The following is a 16,605-nucleotide window of genomic DNA, read 5'->3' as shown; positions in this document are numbered from 1 at the left end:
ACCTACCAGAAGATCATTAAACCCGGTCAGTCAACGTGACAGTGCCCGTATTCCTCCCGGCGCAACCGCCGCTACCTGCGACGTCGCCAGATCAAGCACACCATTCCCGAGCCCCGAGATCAGCGGGCCCACCGCAAAAGACGCGGCAGCAGGGGCGGACGGCCCGCCGGCTTCGACAAGACGATCTACAAACGCAGGAACGAAGTGGAGCGGACGATCAACGCGTTGAAGAACTTCCGGGCCGTGGCCACACGCTTCGACAAACGCGCCTACGTCTTCCACGGGACCGTCACCCTCGCCTCGATCCGGCTCTGGCTCCGCCCATGATCAGCCGGACAGGCCCTAGGCCTGCCCGGCGAGGGGATGTCTTCACGTCTCGGCGCGGCGGAACTTACGGTTTGTGGGTTACCCAGAGCAGTTCCGCCGGCCAGCGGTGTGCCCAGTCGGGTGGGTCGGTTTCGTTGTAGCCGTTGGGTGTTCCGAGTTCGGGCCGCGGCTCGATGAGGTCGTCGATGATGAGACCCGCGCCGCGCAGGACCTTGACCCAGTCGCCGTAGGTGAGCTGATAGCTGGTCGCGCCGTCGTCTTCGGCGATGGTGTTCAGCCCGAAGTAGTCCTGCTGCAGCGTCGTGGTCACGCGGCTGGCGGCTTCGTCGTAGCAAGCTTCGAACCATGGGCTGGCGACGTTGAACACCAGGCGCCCGCCTCGGCCCAAGACGCGTGCGGCCTGCGGGACGGCCAGGTGCGGGGGCGCCCAGCTGAGCCCACCGAAGTCGCAGAACACCAGGTCGAAGCTGTCGGCGGCGAAGGGGAGTTGTTCGGCGGCGCCTTGCACCAGCGGGTAGCGGGCCGCTCCCATCGCGCGGGCCGCTGCGGCGAGTTGGGCTTCGGACAGGTCGAGCCCGACCACGGTGGCGCCCTCGGCGGCGAGCGCCCTGGACCACTGGCCGGCGCCGCAGCCGAGTTCGAGGACGCGCTTGCCGGTGACGTCGCCCAGGGCGTGCAGGTGCGCGTCGGGGATGGAGTACATGCCCCACAGCCGGGGTGTGGCACCGATTTGCGGGTCGTGCTCGTGCTGGTAGGCGCTGCTGATCTGGTTCCAGAGCCGCCGGTTGGCGGGGATGCTGTCCACGTGCCGACTTCAGCACTGCCTGCCGGGGGCGGTCAACACGATTAGGGCACTGGCCGGCCCTCGCCTCGGTTCGGCCCTGGCTCGGCCCATGATCCGCCGGACGAGCCCTAGCGGACCGGGGGCTTGGCGGGCTTGTCGGTGGGGTTAAGGATGCGTTTGTCCTCGTCGGTAACGACCTTGGGGGCAATTGCGGTCGGGGCGTGGTGGCCTGGCGGTTCGGCTGGTGGGCGATCAGCAGGCTGTCGTGCGGACGAGAACGAGTTCGGCACTCGTTGTGCGGCGGGTCGCCCGGCGGGCGGATCGGTCGGAGACCAGGCCGGCGATGGCCCGGTGGGTCTCGTCGTAGTCCTCGCGCCGACCGGTGTAGCGCTGGAGCGGGTGCCATTGCTTGTACTCGGCATTGGTGTGTTCCACGACGATCCGTTGCGAGGACTGCCGTCGGCGCGTCTCGCGCCAGGCCCGCTTGTCGCCCTCGCACGCATCGTCCGCCGGCTTCTTTGGTGGGGCGCTGACCTGGTCGGGGAACTCCTTGGCCAGGCCCTGGTAGGCCGAGTCGACCTTCGCCTTCACCCTGGGGTGCAGGCGGAACTGCTCGGCGATGCCCTCGGTGCGCACGGCAGTCTGGTCGTGCATCCGTCCCGGCCGGGTCACGCCCGAGAACAGGGTGCGGCCCTGATGGTCGCTGAACGTGGTCGTCTTGATGGTGTTCTGTTTCTTCTTGCCGGAGACGAACGCCTTGCGTCCGGGGCGCCCTGTCTGGGGGGCGTCTGACCTGGACTTCTGTGCCGTCCATGCGGATCTCGACGCCCTCGGCCCCGGCGTAGGCGAACAAGTCCTCCAGGGTGCGGATCCGCAGGCCCGGACGGTCGGGGACGGCGAAGCCGCGGGCCGCGAGCAGGGTCCTGACCTCGCGGATCGCGGTGGAGATGGTCGAGCGGTCGACTTCGAACAGCTCGGCCACGGCGGCATGCGGCAGCCCGAGGCGCAGGCGGACCAGGGTGGCCAGCAGCCTGTCGGCGAAGACCAGCTGCTGCTTGCGCTCCGCGCCCACGGTGCGCCGCCGGGCGCCACCACGTCGCTCACGCAGCGCGGACTCGCGGGCCGCTTCCCATCGGGGTGCGAGTTCTTCGAGCAACTCGCCGAAGTGTGCGCGAGAGACCCCGGACAAGGCAGGATGGGAGCAAGCCGTGCGGGCCCAGGTCAGCTTCACAACTCACCCAACCCGTACGGCCTTTCTCATGTCACGGACCAAGCCGACCCGCATTGCTCCGAGGGCGTAACAACCTCGGGAGCGATCGCCTCCCGGTGCGGCTTCTGTCAGACCGTTGTGGGAGTCTCCGTCGATGGAATCTTCAAAGGTGATTGAGACACTGTGGGACCGGATCCAGGCTCGGGACTGGGCAGGCGTCGCCGAGTTGATCGCGGAGGATGTCGTTGTCGAGTGGCCGATCAGCCTCGAACGCATCATCGGCCGGGAAAACTTCGTCGCGGTGAACCGCGAGTATCCGGAGGGCTGGTCGATTCGGGTGCTCAAGCTGGTGGCCGAGGGCGACGAAGTCGTCTCCGAGGTCGAAGTGCCACACGACACTCTTGGCGTCTTCCGCGCGGCGTCGTTCTGGACTGTCCATGACGGGCAGGTCGTTCGTGGGACGGAGTACTGGACGAGCCTGGGAGCGGACCCGCGGCCTGAATGGCGGGCCGCCCTCGTCGAACCGATGTAGCGCGGCGGGCCCCTCTGAGCCCGGACCTCTATTGCTTCCAAGGTCGTAAGGATGTCGGCCCATTCGGGGGCGGCGAGCATGTCCTGGATCATGAGGGTGCTCACGAGGCCGAGGGCATATCGGCGTGAACGTACACTCACCCTCGGCGACGTCGTCGACCTCCTCGGCCTGCACGACGGAGAAGCCGGCCAGCCGCAGTATCCCGATCAATGCCGTCTGCATGAGTAGAACGACCTCGGCGTAGCGCTTCCATTCCGGCGCGGCCCGGGTCCTGCCGTTCTGCCACTGCCCGCATACCGGCCTCTCCCAGTTCTGGGGCGTTCCAGCGGACGTAGAGGCCTCCGGCGGGCGTTGTCACGTTGTCAGGAGTGTGGATGTCTGACGGTGCGTCGAGGCGTGGTGCAGCCAGGTTCCGACCCGTTACTCAGGCCGTGGTGGTCTGGCCGCGGCGCCGGTTATGTGCTCCCGGATCGTGAAGCGGACGGTCATTTCGGCGCGATGATCGGGGGCGGTCATCAGGTGGCGGCGGGGCCTGAAGTGGGGTGAGATACCGCTGAACGCGGACAGGAACCGCTGGGCCCCGCCGGTACTGCGGAAGCCCTTCATCGCGTGTTCACGCTGCCGCGTGGGCTGATGACTGTTCTCGGCCCGGTTGTTCAGTCCCTTGTGGGAGCGGTGCTCCACCGAGGGCATGACCTCTCGGTGGGCCGCGCCGTAGGAGCGCAGCTTGTCGGTGACGACCACCCGGGGCACCGTGCCGGTCTTCTTCATCAGCCTGCGGAAGAAGCGCCTGGCCGCGGCCTTGTCCCGCCGGTTCTGCACGAGGATGTCCAGGACGTTGCCGTCGGCGTCCACGGCCCGCCACAGGTACTTCCGCTCGCCGTTGATCTTGACGAAGACCTCGTCCAGGTGCCACTTGTCCCCGGGCCGGGACTGCCTGCGGCGTAGTGCGTTGGCGTAGGCCTGACCGAACTTGGCGCACCACCGCCGGACCGTCTCGTAAGAGACGATCACACCGCGCTCGAGCATCAGTTCCTCGACCTCGCGGTACGACAGCGGGAAGCGGTGGTACAGCCACACCCGGTGGGCAATGACGTCGACCGGGTACCGGTGTCCCTTGTACGACGGCGGCGCGCTGCACACGGACGACCCCTCCCAGCACGACCAACCAGAAGATCATCCCACCCGGTCAGTCAACGTGACAGTGCCCCCTGCTGGGAAGACGATCTCAGTGACGCGGTTGCCTCCTTCCTGCGCCGCGACATCGGCTGCCACCGCGTCGTCGTCAACCGAGAAGTCCAGATACGACGCGACGGCCTGCCCGGCCTGCGCACCGACATACAGATCGAAGCCTTGGCTGCCCCCGACACCGGACAGCACACCCTCAGAGTCATCATCGAAGCCAAAGGATGCTGGAACCCCGAACTGCCCACCACCGCCCGAACCCAACTCCGCGCCTACCTCAGCGAACCCGACACCGCGGGCCTCCTCCTGGTCGGCTACTTCGACTGCACCCACTGGAACACCAAGAAACGCAACTGCCCCGCGACCAGCCACGACATCGACGACGTCCGCCGTCAGCAACACGAACAGGTACGTCAACTGACCCGTGAGGACACGCTGCTGGCCGCAGCGCACATACTGGACTGCCGGCTGCCGAGTGAGGACAGCGACTGGCGCAAGACCGCCGACGAGCTGGCGTAAGGAGCCGCTGGCCGGCGGCGTCCGCCGTCTGTCTGCAACGACCGGACCTGCCCAACTGCCGCGTGGCGCGCGGTGGCCTTCACTCTCGGCCAGATCCGCACCGCGGAGGCATTGACTGCGCGGCAACCCACCGGCCCCCTTGATGCGGCCCAGCCCCTTCCCCTTATCGGCGCGGTAGTCCTGCTGGCAGTCACCAGAGGACGCTCTGAAGAAGATCAGCCGCAAGGTACGGTCCTGGCACCTGCGAACTCGGCGTCCGCGAACAACTCGCCCAGTTCGTCACGGACCCGCATCGCCAACGGGTACGGGCCACGTGCCGCCACCGCCCGCGCCACCTGCGCGGTCAGCTCAGGCACCGTCGGCCACGGCCTCGGCTGCATTGACATTCCACACCCCACCCGCGACCGGGAACGCCAAGGCGGCCGCTGCTGTCCTGACCAACGAGCCGCCAGCCCCACTGGGCACGTGTCCTGTTCTCTGCGATGTGTCGGCAGTCCCGCCGTTCTGGAGGCATGTACGGCTGGGGCCCGGTCATGTGTTGGCAAGCTCCGGTGCCAGATAGGTCGAGGCCCGCCCTCGTGAATCCGGCAGTCAGCGCAAGCTGATGCAGAATGGATGCCCAGCCGGATCGGTGAGGACCCGCGCCTTGTCGCCATGCGGCTGGTGATCCGGCTTGCCCGCGCCCAGCTCCAGCAGCCGGGCCTCGGCCACGGCCAAGTCCTCATCTACCTTGAAGCAGATGTGAAGCTGCTGGGGAACGACTTGGCCGGGCCAGCTCGGAGCCCGGTAGTCGTCGACCCGCTGAAAACCGATGAGGAGTCCGTGCTCACCGTTGAGGCCCGCGAAGTCGGCGTCCGACTTCGGGTGCAGTTCAAGGCCGGTGGCCTGCCGATAGAACGCCGCCAAGGCCAGCGGATCCGGGCAGTCGAGCGTTATCGCAACCAGCTTCATCTGCAGGGACATGGCACCTCCGGGCCCGACCAGTGAACTTCCGCCACGAACACCCTAGAGACAGTTACCTACGGTTGAGCGGGAAACCGACCGCCAATGTGTCCCACTCAACCGTAAGCGCCGCTGGTCACAGCCTTGCCATACCCACAGCTATCTGCGGAATAAGCCAGCAGGATCGTCAACAGCCTCAAACGGGCTCCGGCCGATGGTCGGCCGCAGCTGGTTGACCTTGGCATGCCCGTCTTCACCGACCGCGCACCACCACCCCAGCCAGGACCAAAAGAGCCCGGATACCGGCCCTGATTCTGTCAAGGAGAGAGTTCGGCTTCGCGAAGACTGCGGAGCACCGCGGGGGTCGTCCATCCGCGCAGCGTGGCGTGAATCGTCGAGCGGAATGCGGCCTCGGCCGTGGCGGCGTCGAGGGCCCCGGCCAGTTCGAGAGTCACAAGCCCGTGCAGGGCGGCCCAGATCGACAGGGCAATCGACGTTGCTTCGCCGGTGAGGACGGACGTCGTCAAAGCGCGGTCGATCGCTGCGAGGAGCGGACGGATCGGGTCACTGGCACCGGCCTCCCCCGACGGGTCGAAGGACTGCACACCACCGAACAGCACGGTGTACAGGTGGCTGTGTCCGCGCCCCCAACGACGGTAGGCGACGGCCAGGGCGCAGAGGTCGGCGAGAGGGTCCTCGGAGGTCTGCACCGCCGACAGGTCCTGGAACAGGCCGGCGACGGCTCTGTCGCGCACCGCACCGATCAGCCCGTCTTTACCACCGAACAAGGAGTACACCGCTGTTGCCGACGCCTCGGCAGCAGCGGCCACGGCGCGGACCGTGACCGACTCTCGCGGACGGGTGGCGAGCATCTCGGTCGCGCACTCCACAAGCCGCTCTCTGACGGCCTCGTCGTTTGTTCTCGGCCTGCCCACGGTCAGCAGCCTACCCTCTCTGATAACGTCGTTTTGAAACAGTGTTCTGAAACTGTTGGAGGTCCGCCGTGCCCACGTCCGCCATACGTCTCGTCCGCTTCACCGGACGCTTACTGCTGGCCCTGGCCGCCGTCGTGACGCTGGTCGTCGTCTTTCTCGCACTGATCGCCCTCACAGACGGGGCAGGCTCGGGGCTCGCCGCATGGTTGACGACCCTTGGAGTCGGGGCTGTCCTCGCGATGTGGCGGGGTCGGCGCCGCACTTGGCCGGCGCGGCTCGTGCCGTTCCTGCCGGTGATTGTCGCGGCAGCATTGACGGCGGCGGTCTGCATCCCGGCCGTGCCGACGGCCCGGCGGTACCCGCCCGCCCTGCCGTTCGTGGCCACGCAGCACTGGAGCCTGGCCACAGGCAGCCGGGTCGCGGTGTACCACTACCCGCCCGCGAACCCCGGCACCCGGCATCCCACCCGTTCGTGTACCTCAACGGCGGACCGGTCCGCGGCATCTCGGTGCTCGACCACCAGTTCCTGCAACTCCTGGCACGCCAGGGCTATGACGTCTACGCCTACGAACAGGCCGGTGGCGGGCGAAGCGATCTGCTCCCCACGGGCCAGTACACGATCTCCAGGTCGGTTCGCGACCTCGCCGCCTTCGTCGACCGCCTGGACAAGGGCAAGGTCGACATCCTCGGATTCTCCTCCGGCGGGGCCGTGCTCACCCGAGCCTTGGCCGACCCGAGCGTCGCCGCACGCTTGCACCGGGCGGTCATCGCCGAGCCCGGCCCCATGGACGGCCCCACCGCGCACATCACCGGGCACAAGGGCCGAAAATCCGCTCGTGGCCTCGCGCCGGCCATGACCGGGCCGCGATCGACGCACGTCCCCCGGTACGCCGTGGCATTCGGCCTCATGCGACTCGGACTCCTCACCCCCGACACCGGATTGATCGGACAGGCCGAAGGCGACAACGCCTTCACCGCCGCCGACCTCGGCAGCGACACCGCATCCGCCTACTGCGCCCGCGACGCGCACCGCATCCCCGCCGAGGACACCGCACAGAACTTCTCCTTCAGCCCCGCCGCCAGCCTCCGCATCCAGCAGACGGTCAAGGACTCGCCCTCCATCGCCCCGCAACTGAGGCGCTCCCGGACCCCCGCGATGCTGATGATCGCCGAGTGCTCCTCCCAAGTCCGTCAATGGGCGACCGCCATCCTTGCCAATGACCCCGCCATCCAGCGCACGCAGTACGTGCCCGGAGTCGGACACCACATGTGGAACGGCCTCGACGACAACAACGACCGGGCCGCCGCCGTCATCACTGCGTTCCTTCAGGACAAGCCAGCACCCCTGCCGAACTCCCCGACCCGCGACGACATCCCCACCTTCCTGCGCGACCACAAATGAAGACGTTCCAGCCCGTCACAGGCAACGGCGGGCGAAACCTCGAAGCCGCCCCGACCCTGCGTCAGGTACAGCCAAGGGCGATCTCTTATGAAGGGACGCAGACAACAGCACCACCGCACCGCGGATGACACCAAGATCCGAGAGGCCGCCCGATCAGCACCCCGCCGCAGCGCGAGGAGCGGCCCGGCGGACTGATCTCGGCGGTCCGCCGGTAGAGCGCCTCCTCTCGGTTCCCCACCGAGGACGTAAGCACCTGACCGGTGTCAGTTCTCATCGACATTTTCCGGCCCTGTGATCATCAAGTGCTGCCCGGACTCGGTGATAAACGGTGTCGCACGACAGTTACGAAGCCGTCACGCCGACAGCCTCGTGGTCGAGCGCGATCTGCTCTGCCGGGACGCAGACATCAACGGTGAGTTGCTGATGTGGAGCGCCAGGATCGGCGGGACTCTGGTCCTGGAGGGTGCCCGCATCGTCAATCCGGAGGGCGCGACTCTCAACGGAGACGGGATCGTGGTCGACGGCGGCCTGTTCGGCAGCGCCCGCCTGCCGGGCCACACACTCGTGTCTCAGGGGGTGCTGAGACTGCAGGATGCACGGATCTCCCGCTGCTGCGTGCTCAGCGGTGCACAGCTGAACAATCCCGCCGGCACAGCGGTGCGCGCCGAGCGGCTCCATGTGGACGGCCCACTGGCCCTCGATTCAGCCGCAGTCGAAGGCACAGTCCAAATATCAGGGAGCGCCATCCAGGGCCCCCTTCAACTCCAGAGCGCACGATTCGACGGTGCCGGCCAGTGCGCCTTCGACGCCTCACACGCAAGAATCAGCGGCGACCTGGTCCGCACCTCAGGCTTATCGGCGCGAGGACAAGTCACTCTGGACGGCACCCACATCGAGGGCTCGATGGACCTGACGGCGGGACGTCTGCACAACCCGGGACGCCAGACGCTGTCAGCCCGACGGCTGCACGTCGCGGGGCGCATCAACTGCCGCGGCCTGTCCTCCGACGGACACATCGTCCTCAACGACGCAGTCGTCGGCACCAGCATCGAGTTTCACGGCGCCCGGCTGTCGAATACGGCTGGGAACACCCTGACCGCCAAGGGACTGCGCGCGGGCGGCGCCTTCGAGTGCTGCGGCGGCTTCGTCTCCGATGGCGGCATGTCCTTCACCGGCAGCAGTGTTGCCGGCGTGCTGTGCCTCAAGCGGGCGACGATCGTAGGCCGACTGTCCTTAAGGAAGATCAGAGCGGGTTCAGTCAGAACGAAAGCCGACACCGACCTGAGCGGGCCCGTGGACTTCCGGCACTCACAGATCGATGTCCTCGCCGACGACCCGGCCCGCTGGCCTGACGACCTGCTGCTCGACGGGCTCACCTACCGCCATCTCGAAGCGAGCCTGCCCGTCCGGGACCGTCTCGCCTGGCTGGCGAAGGACAGCACCGGATACCTGCCACAGCCCTACGGGCAACTCGCCACCACCTATACCGCCCAGGGCCACGACGCCGCAGCGCGGCAGGTACTGCTCGCCAAGTGCCGTCGTCAGCGGGCAAGCCAACCGGCGACACTGCGCATCTGGGGCCATATCCAGGACTGGACGGTCGGGTACGGCTACCGGCCCATGCGCGCGGCAGCGTGGCTCGTGCTCCTGCTGCTCACCGCGACCCTTGCCTTCGCCTCACATCATCCACCCGCAGTGGGGTCGACCGAGGCGCCCACCTTCAACGCGTTCCTCTACACCCTGGACCTGCTGGTGCCCGTCGTGAGCTTCGGCCAGGAGCAGGCCTTCACCCCGCACGGTTGGCAGCAATGGCTCGCCGCAGCGCTGATCGCGGCAGGCTGGATCCTGGCCACCACGATCGCCGCAGGCCTGACGAGAAGCCTCTCCCGCCAATGACCTCAACTTTGTCCCTCCAGTGATTACGGCGTAATCACTCGTCCCGGCCTCGGCGCAGGACGGCCCGAGTTGAGGACCAGGGAACCGGAGCACTCAGGCAGTCACACATACGGCTACGGCCCGACCCAGACCTGCTGCCGCTGATCGAATAGGACTCCCGGGACATCGATGTATCAATCAGCATGAAGCGCCACTGGCGAGCCGGGTGCGATGTCACGGGCCGGGGGAGAGGGGGACAGGAATCACGCGGGCAACTCCCGGCCCGGGTACGCGTGCGCAAGCACTGCTCGGTCGAGGACCGCGAGGTCTCGAACGCGGAGATCGGCAAGGGCTATGAGGTCTCGAAGGACACGATCATCGCGGTCTCGGACGAGGGGCTCCGCGAGATGCCGCTGCCGACGGCGAAGGCGATCGAGATCGAGGCGTTCGTGCCGGCCGCGAGCATCGACCCGATCCGTCTCGGCGAGGGCTACTACCTCCAGCCCGCAGCCCATCGTGATCACCACGTCGGACGCCTGCACCGCGCTGGTGGTCAGCACCTTGGGAACTTCGGCGGCGATATCGATGCCCGCCTCGGTCATGGCCTCGGCGACAGCCCGGTTCACGCTGTCGGCGGGGGCTGGACCCGCCGAGCGGACCTCGACCTGGCCTTGGGGCAGGTGGGTGAGGAAGGCGGCGGCCATCTGGGAGCGTCCGGCGTTGTGAACGCAATCGAACAGCACCGACGGCTTCGAGGGCGCAGGTTCAGACACAGGCGGGGTCTTCCTCGGTGGCAGCCGCAGGGGCCGGCAGGAGCTGGGAGCTGGGAAAGTACCGTCGGGTGGTGAGAGCGACGTAGACCAGGCCGATCAGTACCGGGACCTCGATGAGGGGCCCGACAACTCCGGTGGTCATTTCTGCGAGTTACGCACCGTTACGGGAGCCGCGACCGGCTACATGCGCTGGTGCAATGATCGGCCCGTAGTCGTTTCCGTCGAAACGACTACGGGCCCGCATTCGACCCTCGCATCGCAGTTCGTCCAGATGTGCAGCGGCGCCGCAGGTGCGTGCGATCTCGCCGTGCGCTGGGCTGGACCCAGGGACAAGATCAATCTCCTCCCCAGCCGTGGGCTCCGCTGAGCCCGAGCGGTGCCGTCCTGCTCAAGCGTGTCAGGCGGAACGTCCAAGGGTGCTATGCCTAATGGTCGAGCATGTCGGTGAAGTAGGTGTCGTGCTGGATCTGGAAGGACTTGAGTTCTTCGAGGTTGCGTTCCGCGTACTCGGCGGCCTCCTCGAAGTACTCCTCGCGCGGTGCGCCCGGCGAGAAGATCATCAGCATGGACAGCGGCTCGTCAGCGTCGTTCTGGAAGGCGTGCAGGCCGCCGGCGGGTACGTAGAGGAAGTCTCCCTCGCCGCCCTTGGTCCAGCGTTCGCCGTTGTAGAACTGGACCTCGCCGGACAGGACGTAGAAGGACTCGGAGATCGCCCGGTGGAAGTGTTCCTTGGCTCCGACGGTCTTCGGTCCCATGTCGACCTTGTACAGGCCGTACTCGCCGCCGGTGGTTTCCTCGGTGGCTACGTAGCTGATGTTGGAAGCGCCGATGAAGGCGGTGTCGGGCTTCTCGGGTGCGCGGCGGTACTTCGCGCTGATCTCGCCCCTGTCGCTGAGGTAACGCGGGTCGGGATAGGACATGGCTTTTCCTTTCGCCGGGGCGGCTGATGCCGCGACATCATTTTTGAAGGAGCGGGTGGGCAGGGGCGCCCGACACACCCGTCTGGGGCGCCGTCGTAGGAAGGCGTGCTGGACCGAGGGGGGTACTGCCGCCTGGCACGTGGCGAGGCCGGACGCTAGGGGAGCACCAGCGTGGTTGCCAGGGCCGGGCCGAGGGCTCCGCCCATGAGGTAGGCGAGCTGGAACAGGCCGATGCCGGTGGGTCGTTGACGGTCGGGGACTGCGAAGGCGGCGGCCATGGACTGGGTGGCGTTGGCGCTGGTCGCGGTGAAGACGGCCAGGCCGATCGTGACGAACAGGACGACCGCGCTGTGGGCGAAGACGGCCGCAACCGCGGCGAGCGCCCCGACCGTGATCAGGAGGGCTCGCACCTTGGTCTGGCCCAAGCGGGCGGACACGCCGGCGAAGGCGAGGGTGAGCACGGATCCGGCGATCATGGCGATCATCTGGCCGACCGCGACCGAACTCGTCGGCCAGCCGGCCCGGTCGGTGATCAGCTGCGGGATCCCGAACAGCAGCGTGAAGTAGAGCACGGACAGGACGACGGCGATCAGGACCGAGCTGCGGAAGAGCCGGGAGCGCAGTGCGGCCCGGGGGACGTAGCCGTCCGGGCGGCGCCGGATGTGCAGGGCCAGGAGGGCGGCGGTGACGGCCGCTACGGCCAGGGCGGGCAGCGGGTTCGACGGCAGCAGGACGAGACCGCTGGACAGGAGCGCGAGCAGTACGGCGCCACGGGCGTCGAAGCGGCCCTCGGCGGGCGGCGACTTGGTGGAGTAGCGGCTGACGGCGGGCACGGCCAGCAGTGTGACCAGCAGGATGGACAGGGCCGCCCGCCAGGAGACCGCGTTGGTGAGGCGTTCGCCGAGCAGCGGCCCGACGCCTCCGAGGATGCCCGACCCGGCGCTGATCACGCCCATACGGCGGGCATTGCCGGCCAGGTTCATGGCGATGGCCATCATGCCCGCGCCGCCCGCGGCCTGTCCGGCCCGCCCGACGAGTGTGAGCGGCAGCCACGGAGAGATCGCCACCACCAAGCTGCCGACGGCGACGAAGGCGGCGCTGGTCCACAGGGCGGTGCGTGTACCGCGCCGTCGCACCAGCGTGGCGATCAGCGGGGTGGCGACGGCAAGCGACAGGGCGAAGACGGTGACCAGCCATGATGCCGTGGCCTTGGGGATGTTGAGGGAGCGGCTCATGTCGCCGAGGATCAGGACGGCGGCGTTGTTGGCGGCGGCGACCGGTGTGGCGAGCAGCGCCAGCCAGAGGACGGGGACCCGGCGAGTGGGCTCGTTCACGGGCTTGGGGGTGGGGTTGTGGGTGTGGGTGGCGGCCGGACCGGGTGTGGTGGACATGACTCTTCCTGTACCGGTGGACAGTGGGATGGAGAGGGGTGAGGAATGGGCCCTTGCCCGGCTCAGCCTGTGGCGGCGACCTGGCGCTGCCAGGGGGTGCCGTGGGGCGAACGGCCAGGCCGGGCGCGTCGGGCCCGTGGCCGGCCTGTTCACCTCGTACGTGGTCAGCTCGTGGACACGCTGTCGAGCATCCGGGGCGCGTCGCCGCTGAAGTCGATCCAGGGGTTGGTGCCCAGCACGTCGGAGCCTTCGACGCTCGGCTCCTCGTAGCGCATGACGAACTTCTCGGGGCCGTGGGCGTAGGCCACGATCAGGCCGTGCTCGGCGTCGAGGAACGCGCCGTGGGGCCGGATGCCGGGGTAGCTGATGCGCCAGGCCGGGGCGCCGATCTCCACCGCGCCGACCGACAGCTTCGCGACCACGCCGTCGGGAAGCCGGTAGAACCACGTCATCGGGCCGCCGGACACCACGGTCATGATCTCGTCGATGCCGACACCGTGATCGGAGCTGTTGACGTGGAGGCGGCCGAAGCGCGCCTGGACGAAGTGCCGGGCAGCGGCGTCCATCGTCTTCATGTCGTAGACCTTCGGGTACGGGGCGACCCCGTGCTCGGAGGTGTTCAGAAAGCCGCCGCGATGCGCCTCCGGCGTGCGGCCGGCCAGCTGGATGTGCGCCAGCAGGTCGCCCCGGTGCAGGCTGAACAGCGAGATCAGGTCCGCGTTCTCGTCCTCGGTCAGCGCCCTGACCCTGGACGCTTCCAGAATCGGGTGGGCCTGTGCGGGAACGGGCACCTGGCTGATGTGCACGCCCACGGCGCGCAGCACGTCGTTGACAGTCTCGACGCCGATCGTGGCCGGCCGTCCGTCGGTGTAGGAGAGCTTCAGAGTGCCAGGGTCTGCCTTCGTCATTTCCAGTCCTGATGTGAGTTGCGTTTGAAGGTCCGCGGGACCGCCGCCCCTGTGCCCATGCAGCCAGAAGCAGACCCGATCCCGCCGTCACCGATGCCGTCTCCACAGGGGCCGGTCGCAGCGACACTTCGACCCTGCGCCATCAAAGCAATTTATGGAAATGCTTCTTATGCACACCTATCATTCGCGCCATGGATGAGCTTCATCGGATCGACCTCAACCTGTTGCTGACGCTGCACGCCCTGCTGACCGAGAAGCACGTCACCCGGGCCGCGGCACAGTTGAACAGGAGCCAGCCGGCGGTCAGCCACTCGCTCGCACAGCTGCGCACCCACTTCGACGACCCCCTGCTGGTACGGCACGGCGGCCGAATGATCCTCACGGCACGCGCCCAGGCACTCGTGCACCCGCTCGAAGACGCTCTGAACAGCCTGAACGGGCTGCTGGCCGCACCCGGCTTCGACCCGGCAAGCACCCGCAGGCGCCTGCGCCTCTCCCTGTCGGACTACGCCTCGCGGATCGTTCTGCCCCCGTTGGTCCGCCACGTCCGCAGCGAGGCACCCGGCCTCGATCTCGCCATCAGCCAGGCCAGCCGGGACGCCATGCTGGTCCAGCTCGCGGACGGCGAACTCGACCTCGCGCTCGGCATCTTCCCCCAACCGCCCGAGGACATCGAGGTCCTGGATCTCTTTCAGGAGGACTTCGTCTGCCTGGCCGACAAGTCGGTCCTGCCCGCGAAAGGCGACCTACCGCTGGAGGAATGGCTGGAGCGCCCGCACATCATGATCGCCCTGCGCCCCGACGCACAGGACGAGATCGAGAGAGCGTTGTCGGCTCGTGGCCTGCGACGGCATCTTGCCGTCACCCTGCCCCACTGGAGTGCCGCGGTGGACCTGGTGCCGGGCACCGACCTCATCCTGACCGTCGCCAGCCGAGCCGTAGGACCACTCCACCAGCACAAGATGCTGAGGAGGTTCGCACCACCTCTCGAGATTCCCGGATTCGCCTATCAGCAGGCGTGGCACACACGGCGCACCAATGACCCGGCACACGTATGGCTGCGTCAGGCCCTGATGACGTGCAGTCAGCCAAGCGCCTCATGACGCCGCCGGGGACACGGGGTCAGGATGCCGACCCGGCCGCACCGTCCGCCGCCGTGCCGTTCGGACGCCCTCGCCCGCCCCACTGGGGGCTGTCCGTACATCCCCAGTGGCGGCGGGTCCGGCGCCACGGCCGGCACTCACCAGCTGGTCCCGGATCCGTCGCCGTGAGGGCCGGCCGCAGCCACGAGAGCAACGGAGGTGCCCCCGGTGCGGATCGCGGTCCGGCTGCGCGGTCATCGCCGTACCGGCCCGCGGAGCGCAGCGCGCACTGCGGTGAGCAGAGGCGGGCGTGCCCTACCAAGGCCCCTTCCGGACCCTGTAGTAGGGCGCCGCTAAAGCCCAAGGGAGCAAGTGCGCAGGCCGTGGAGCAACCAAAGGCTGAGAGGAGTGGTTGGGGGTGGGTGGGTCGCGGACGTATCCGTACGGCTCCACGAGCGCGGTGCGCGCACACGTGCTGGCCGCGCTCGGGGTGCTGAAGCTCGCGACGGCGGACCAGATGCACCGGCTGATGGCGCCGGGCCACAAGGACAACAAGGCGTTTAGGAACGCGGCCCTGGATCTGGCCCGGCACGGTCTCGCCGTCTCGGAGGGCAGCACCCGGGACGGCAACAAGCTCTGGAGCCTCACGCCGCTCGGGCTGGACGCCGCCGCGGAGGTCCTCGACAGACCGGTCGGGGAGATGGGCGGGACCGGGCGTGGGGCGGCCCGCTCGGGTGCTCCGCACGCGATGGCGGTCAACGAGACGGTCATCGCTATCACTCGCACGCCCGCCGCGGCGACCCGGCCCGTACCTCGCCAGCAGACCGCTCCGACGCCGACAGCCAAGGAGCAGCGCTGGCCTCGGGGCTCGTGCTGGGGGGAGCAGGGGATGGGCTGGATCGGTTCCTGGTCGACCGAGGTCCCGCTCAATCTCCCTACCAGCAGGGGCAACCGGGCCGGAGTCCGCGCGGACGCTGTCCTCCAGGCCCCGGAGGCCGGGTTGCCGGTGTTGTTCGTGGAGGTCGACAACTGCACCGAGTCCGCCGACATCCTCGCGACCAAGTTCGAGAAGTACCTGCGCTACTTCCGTCTGAAGACCAAGAACCCGCTCGGCAGCGAGAGTCCGGTGTGGCGCACCCAGTACCCCACGACCGGGCGGGAGGGACACCCGCCGGTCGTGGTCGTCTTCAACCCCGGCACGCGAACCGGCCCGCAGGCCCTGAAGAACCGCATGAACATCGTCATGGACCTCACGCGTCCCGTCTGGTCCGGCAGCTACCACGTCGCCGGCGGCGGGTACGGCGCCGAAGAACGGGACGGCTACTACGACTACGCCGACCCATCCTCCTCCTGTTCACCACCCTCGATCGCCTCCAGACCAGCGGCCCCGCGATGCGGTGTGGTGGCGGTGCGGACACGGCCAGTGGGAAACCCTCCCCGACGCCCTCGCCAACCCCGCCGACCACGACGCCTGGTACGCCCGCGACGAGCAACGCCGCCGCCGCGACGAAGGACGTGAGAGGCAACACCAGGAGTGGGCGGCGGAGAGGGAACGCTGGAGTCAGGAACCTGACCCGGATCCCGAGCCGGCCCCCGAGGCCGCGCCGTGTGAACGGTGCGGCGGTCTGATCACTGGCCTGCTCGGCTACGACCTCGTGGTCGCCCCGCCGGAGGACGGCCGGCACTGTCCCCACTGCCGCGCCGACCTGCGCCAGCAGTATCCGACGCTGCGCCAGGCGGTCTTCGGACGGCGCTCGCGCAGCAAGTAGCCCGGCCCCGCCAGAACGTTACGGGACCGGGCTAGCGCTGAGGGTAGGCCG

15 protein-coding genes and 5 pseudogenes are annotated in these 16,605 nt (G+C 68.2%); 8 read left to right on the top strand and 12 right to left on the bottom strand.

What is annotated here, in order from left to right; translation table 11 throughout:
- Positions 1-48 precede the first annotated feature (48 nt).
- A pseudogene (locus ACIRA5_RS38635) lies at positions 49-327 on the top strand (IS5/IS1182 family transposase); the annotation flags it as partial.
- A gap of 64 nt (positions 328-391) precedes the next feature.
- Here ACIRA5_RS38635 and ACIRA5_RS38630 read toward each other — a convergent pair.
- The 3 genes and pseudogenes from ACIRA5_RS38630 to ACIRA5_RS38620 all read right to left on the bottom strand — a co-directional run.
- A complete protein-coding gene (locus ACIRA5_RS38630) occupies positions 392-1,132 on the bottom strand; it encodes a class I SAM-dependent methyltransferase (RefSeq protein ID WP_175430315.1) in 741 nt (246 codons plus the stop codon).
- Between the two features lie 231 nt (positions 1,133-1,363).
- Entirely contained in the window at positions 1,364-2,101 is a 738-nt protein-coding gene (locus tag ACIRA5_RS38625; protein WP_403699044.1) for a transposase family protein, read from the bottom strand.
- A pseudogene (locus tag ACIRA5_RS38620) lies at positions 2,073-2,183 on the bottom strand (transposase family protein); the annotation flags it as partial. The gene ACIRA5_RS38625 and the pseudogene ACIRA5_RS38620, both read right to left, overlap by 29 nt.
- 292 nt (positions 2,184-2,475) lie before the next feature.
- On the opposite strand from ACIRA5_RS38620, the gene ACIRA5_RS38615 reads away from it, so the two are divergent.
- Positions 2,476-2,853 (top strand): nuclear transport factor 2 family protein, encoded by a 378-nt coding sequence (locus ACIRA5_RS38615; RefSeq protein ID WP_403699282.1) that lies wholly within the window; start codon positions 2,476-2,478, stop codon positions 2,851-2,853.
- A gap of 420 nt (positions 2,854-3,273) precedes the next feature.
- On the opposite strand, the gene ACIRA5_RS38610 is transcribed toward ACIRA5_RS38615, so the two are convergent.
- Positions 3,274-3,996: an IS6 family transposase gene (locus ACIRA5_RS38610; RefSeq protein ID WP_403699042.1), complete on the bottom strand. Its 723-nt coding sequence runs from the start codon at positions 3,994-3,996 to the stop codon at positions 3,274-3,276.
- A 33-nt stretch (positions 3,997-4,029) separates the two neighbouring features.
- On the bottom strand, positions 4,030-4,233 hold the full coding sequence (locus ACIRA5_RS38605) for a hypothetical protein (RefSeq protein WP_403699041.1): 204 nt from the start codon (positions 4,231-4,233) through the stop codon (positions 4,030-4,032).
- Between ACIRA5_RS38605 and ACIRA5_RS38600 the strand changes: the two genes are divergently transcribed.
- Positions 4,207-4,557 (top strand): hypothetical protein, encoded by a 351-nt coding sequence (locus ACIRA5_RS38600; RefSeq protein WP_403699039.1) that lies wholly within the window; start codon positions 4,207-4,209, stop codon positions 4,555-4,557. The genes ACIRA5_RS38605 and ACIRA5_RS38600 overlap by 27 nt on opposite strands.
- A gap of 591 nt (positions 4,558-5,148) precedes the next feature.
- Here the strand turns inward: ACIRA5_RS38600 and ACIRA5_RS38595 are convergent.
- Together ACIRA5_RS38595 and ACIRA5_RS38590 are read right to left on the bottom strand one after the other, a co-directional pair.
- Complete coding sequence (locus ACIRA5_RS38595) at positions 5,149-5,520, bottom strand: VOC family protein (protein WP_403699037.1); 372 nt, start codon at positions 5,518-5,520, stop codon at positions 5,149-5,151.
- 296 nt (positions 5,521-5,816) lie between these two features.
- Positions 5,817-6,434 carry a TetR/AcrR family transcriptional regulator gene (locus tag ACIRA5_RS38590; RefSeq protein ID WP_403699035.1) on the bottom strand — a complete coding sequence of 206 codons (618 nt, stop codon included), beginning with the start codon at positions 6,432-6,434 and terminating at the stop codon, positions 5,817-5,819.
- Between the two features lie 472 nt (positions 6,435-6,906).
- Between ACIRA5_RS38590 and ACIRA5_RS38585 the strand changes: the two genes are divergently transcribed.
- The 3 genes and pseudogenes from ACIRA5_RS38585 to ACIRA5_RS38575 all read left to right on the top strand — a co-directional run.
- Positions 6,907-7,836, top strand: a complete 930-nt coding sequence (locus ACIRA5_RS38585) for an alpha/beta hydrolase (protein ID WP_403699034.1) — start codon at positions 6,907-6,909, stop codon at positions 7,834-7,836.
- Positions 7,837-8,349: 513 nt separating this feature from the next.
- On the top strand, positions 8,350-9,732 hold the full coding sequence (locus ACIRA5_RS38580; protein WP_403699032.1) for an oxidoreductase: 1,383 nt from the start codon (positions 8,350-8,352) through the stop codon (positions 9,730-9,732).
- Between the two features lie 182 nt (positions 9,733-9,914).
- Positions 9,915-10,172 (top strand): annotated as a pseudogene (locus ACIRA5_RS38575) (Ku protein); the annotation flags it as partial.
- Here the strand turns inward: ACIRA5_RS38575 and ACIRA5_RS38570 are convergent.
- From ACIRA5_RS38570 to ACIRA5_RS38550, 5 genes and pseudogenes are all read right to left on the bottom strand, one after another.
- A pseudogene (locus ACIRA5_RS38570) lies at positions 10,155-10,415 on the bottom strand (low molecular weight phosphatase family protein); the annotation flags it as partial. The pseudogenes ACIRA5_RS38575 and ACIRA5_RS38570 sit on opposite strands and share 18 nt — an antisense overlap.
- 61 nt (positions 10,416-10,476) lie before the next feature.
- A pseudogene (locus ACIRA5_RS38565) lies at positions 10,477-10,617 on the bottom strand (arsenical-resistance protein); the annotation flags it as partial.
- Between the two features lie 292 nt (positions 10,618-10,909).
- On the bottom strand, positions 10,910-11,404 hold the full coding sequence (locus ACIRA5_RS38560) for a cupin domain-containing protein (RefSeq protein WP_403699031.1): 495 nt from the start codon (positions 11,402-11,404) through the stop codon (positions 10,910-10,912).
- Positions 11,405-11,559: 155 nt separating this feature from the next.
- Positions 11,560-12,795 carry an MFS transporter gene (locus ACIRA5_RS38555; protein WP_403699030.1) on the bottom strand — a complete coding sequence of 412 codons (1,236 nt, stop codon included), beginning with the start codon at positions 12,793-12,795 and terminating at the stop codon, positions 11,560-11,562.
- Between the two features lie 164 nt (positions 12,796-12,959).
- The gene (locus tag ACIRA5_RS38550) at positions 12,960-13,703 is read right to left on the bottom strand and encodes a hypothetical protein (RefSeq protein WP_403699029.1); all 744 of its coding nucleotides are present in this window, start codon (positions 13,701-13,703) and stop codon (positions 12,960-12,962) included.
- Between the two features lie 191 nt (positions 13,704-13,894).
- Here ACIRA5_RS38550 and ACIRA5_RS38545 point away from each other — a divergent pair, with 191 nt between their 5' ends.
- Together ACIRA5_RS38545 and ACIRA5_RS38540 are read left to right on the top strand one after the other, a co-directional pair.
- Positions 13,895-14,806 carry a LysR family transcriptional regulator gene (locus ACIRA5_RS38545; protein WP_403699027.1) on the top strand — a complete coding sequence of 304 codons (912 nt, stop codon included), beginning with the start codon at positions 13,895-13,897 and terminating at the stop codon, positions 14,804-14,806.
- A gap of 397 nt (positions 14,807-15,203) precedes the next feature.
- Positions 15,204-16,304, top strand: coding sequence for a replication-relaxation family protein (locus tag ACIRA5_RS38540; protein WP_403699025.1), 1,101 nt, complete (start codon positions 15,204-15,206; stop codon positions 16,302-16,304).
- The last annotated feature ends 301 nt before the right edge of the window (positions 16,305-16,605 follow it).

Source organism: Streptomyces sp. NPDC096311, from assembly GCF_044763085.1.
Lineage (GTDB): Bacteria > Actinomycetota > Actinomycetes > Streptomycetales > Streptomycetaceae > Streptomyces.
The sequence above is the reverse complement of the archived record's forward strand: the minus strand, read 5'-3'. Positions and strand labels throughout refer to the sequence as shown.

Coding starts and splice junctions, on each gene's coding strand:
- ACIRA5_RS38595 (WP_403699037.1), bottom strand. CDS start 5,520: ATGTCCCTGCAGATGAAGCTGGTTGCGATAACGCTCGACTGCCCGGAT.
- ACIRA5_RS38560 (WP_403699031.1), bottom strand. CDS start 11,404: ATGTCCTATCCCGACCCGCGTTACCTCAGCGACAGGGGCGAGATCAGC.
- ACIRA5_RS38625 (WP_403699044.1), bottom strand. CDS start 2,101: ATGCCGCCGTGGCCGAGCTGTTCGAAGTCGACCGCTCGACCATCTCCA.
- ACIRA5_RS38545 (WP_403699027.1), top strand. CDS start 13,895: ATGGATGAGCTTCATCGGATCGACCTCAACCTGTTGCTGACGCTGCAC.
- ACIRA5_RS38615 (WP_403699282.1), top strand. CDS start 2,476: ATGGAATCTTCAAAGGTGATTGAGACACTGTGGGACCGGATCCAGGCT.
- ACIRA5_RS38555 (WP_403699030.1), bottom strand. CDS start 12,795: ATGTCCACCACACCCGGTCCGGCCGCCACCCACACCCACAACCCCACC.
- ACIRA5_RS38550 (WP_403699029.1), bottom strand. CDS start 13,703: ATGACGAAGGCAGACCCTGGCACTCTGAAGCTCTCCTACACCGACGGA.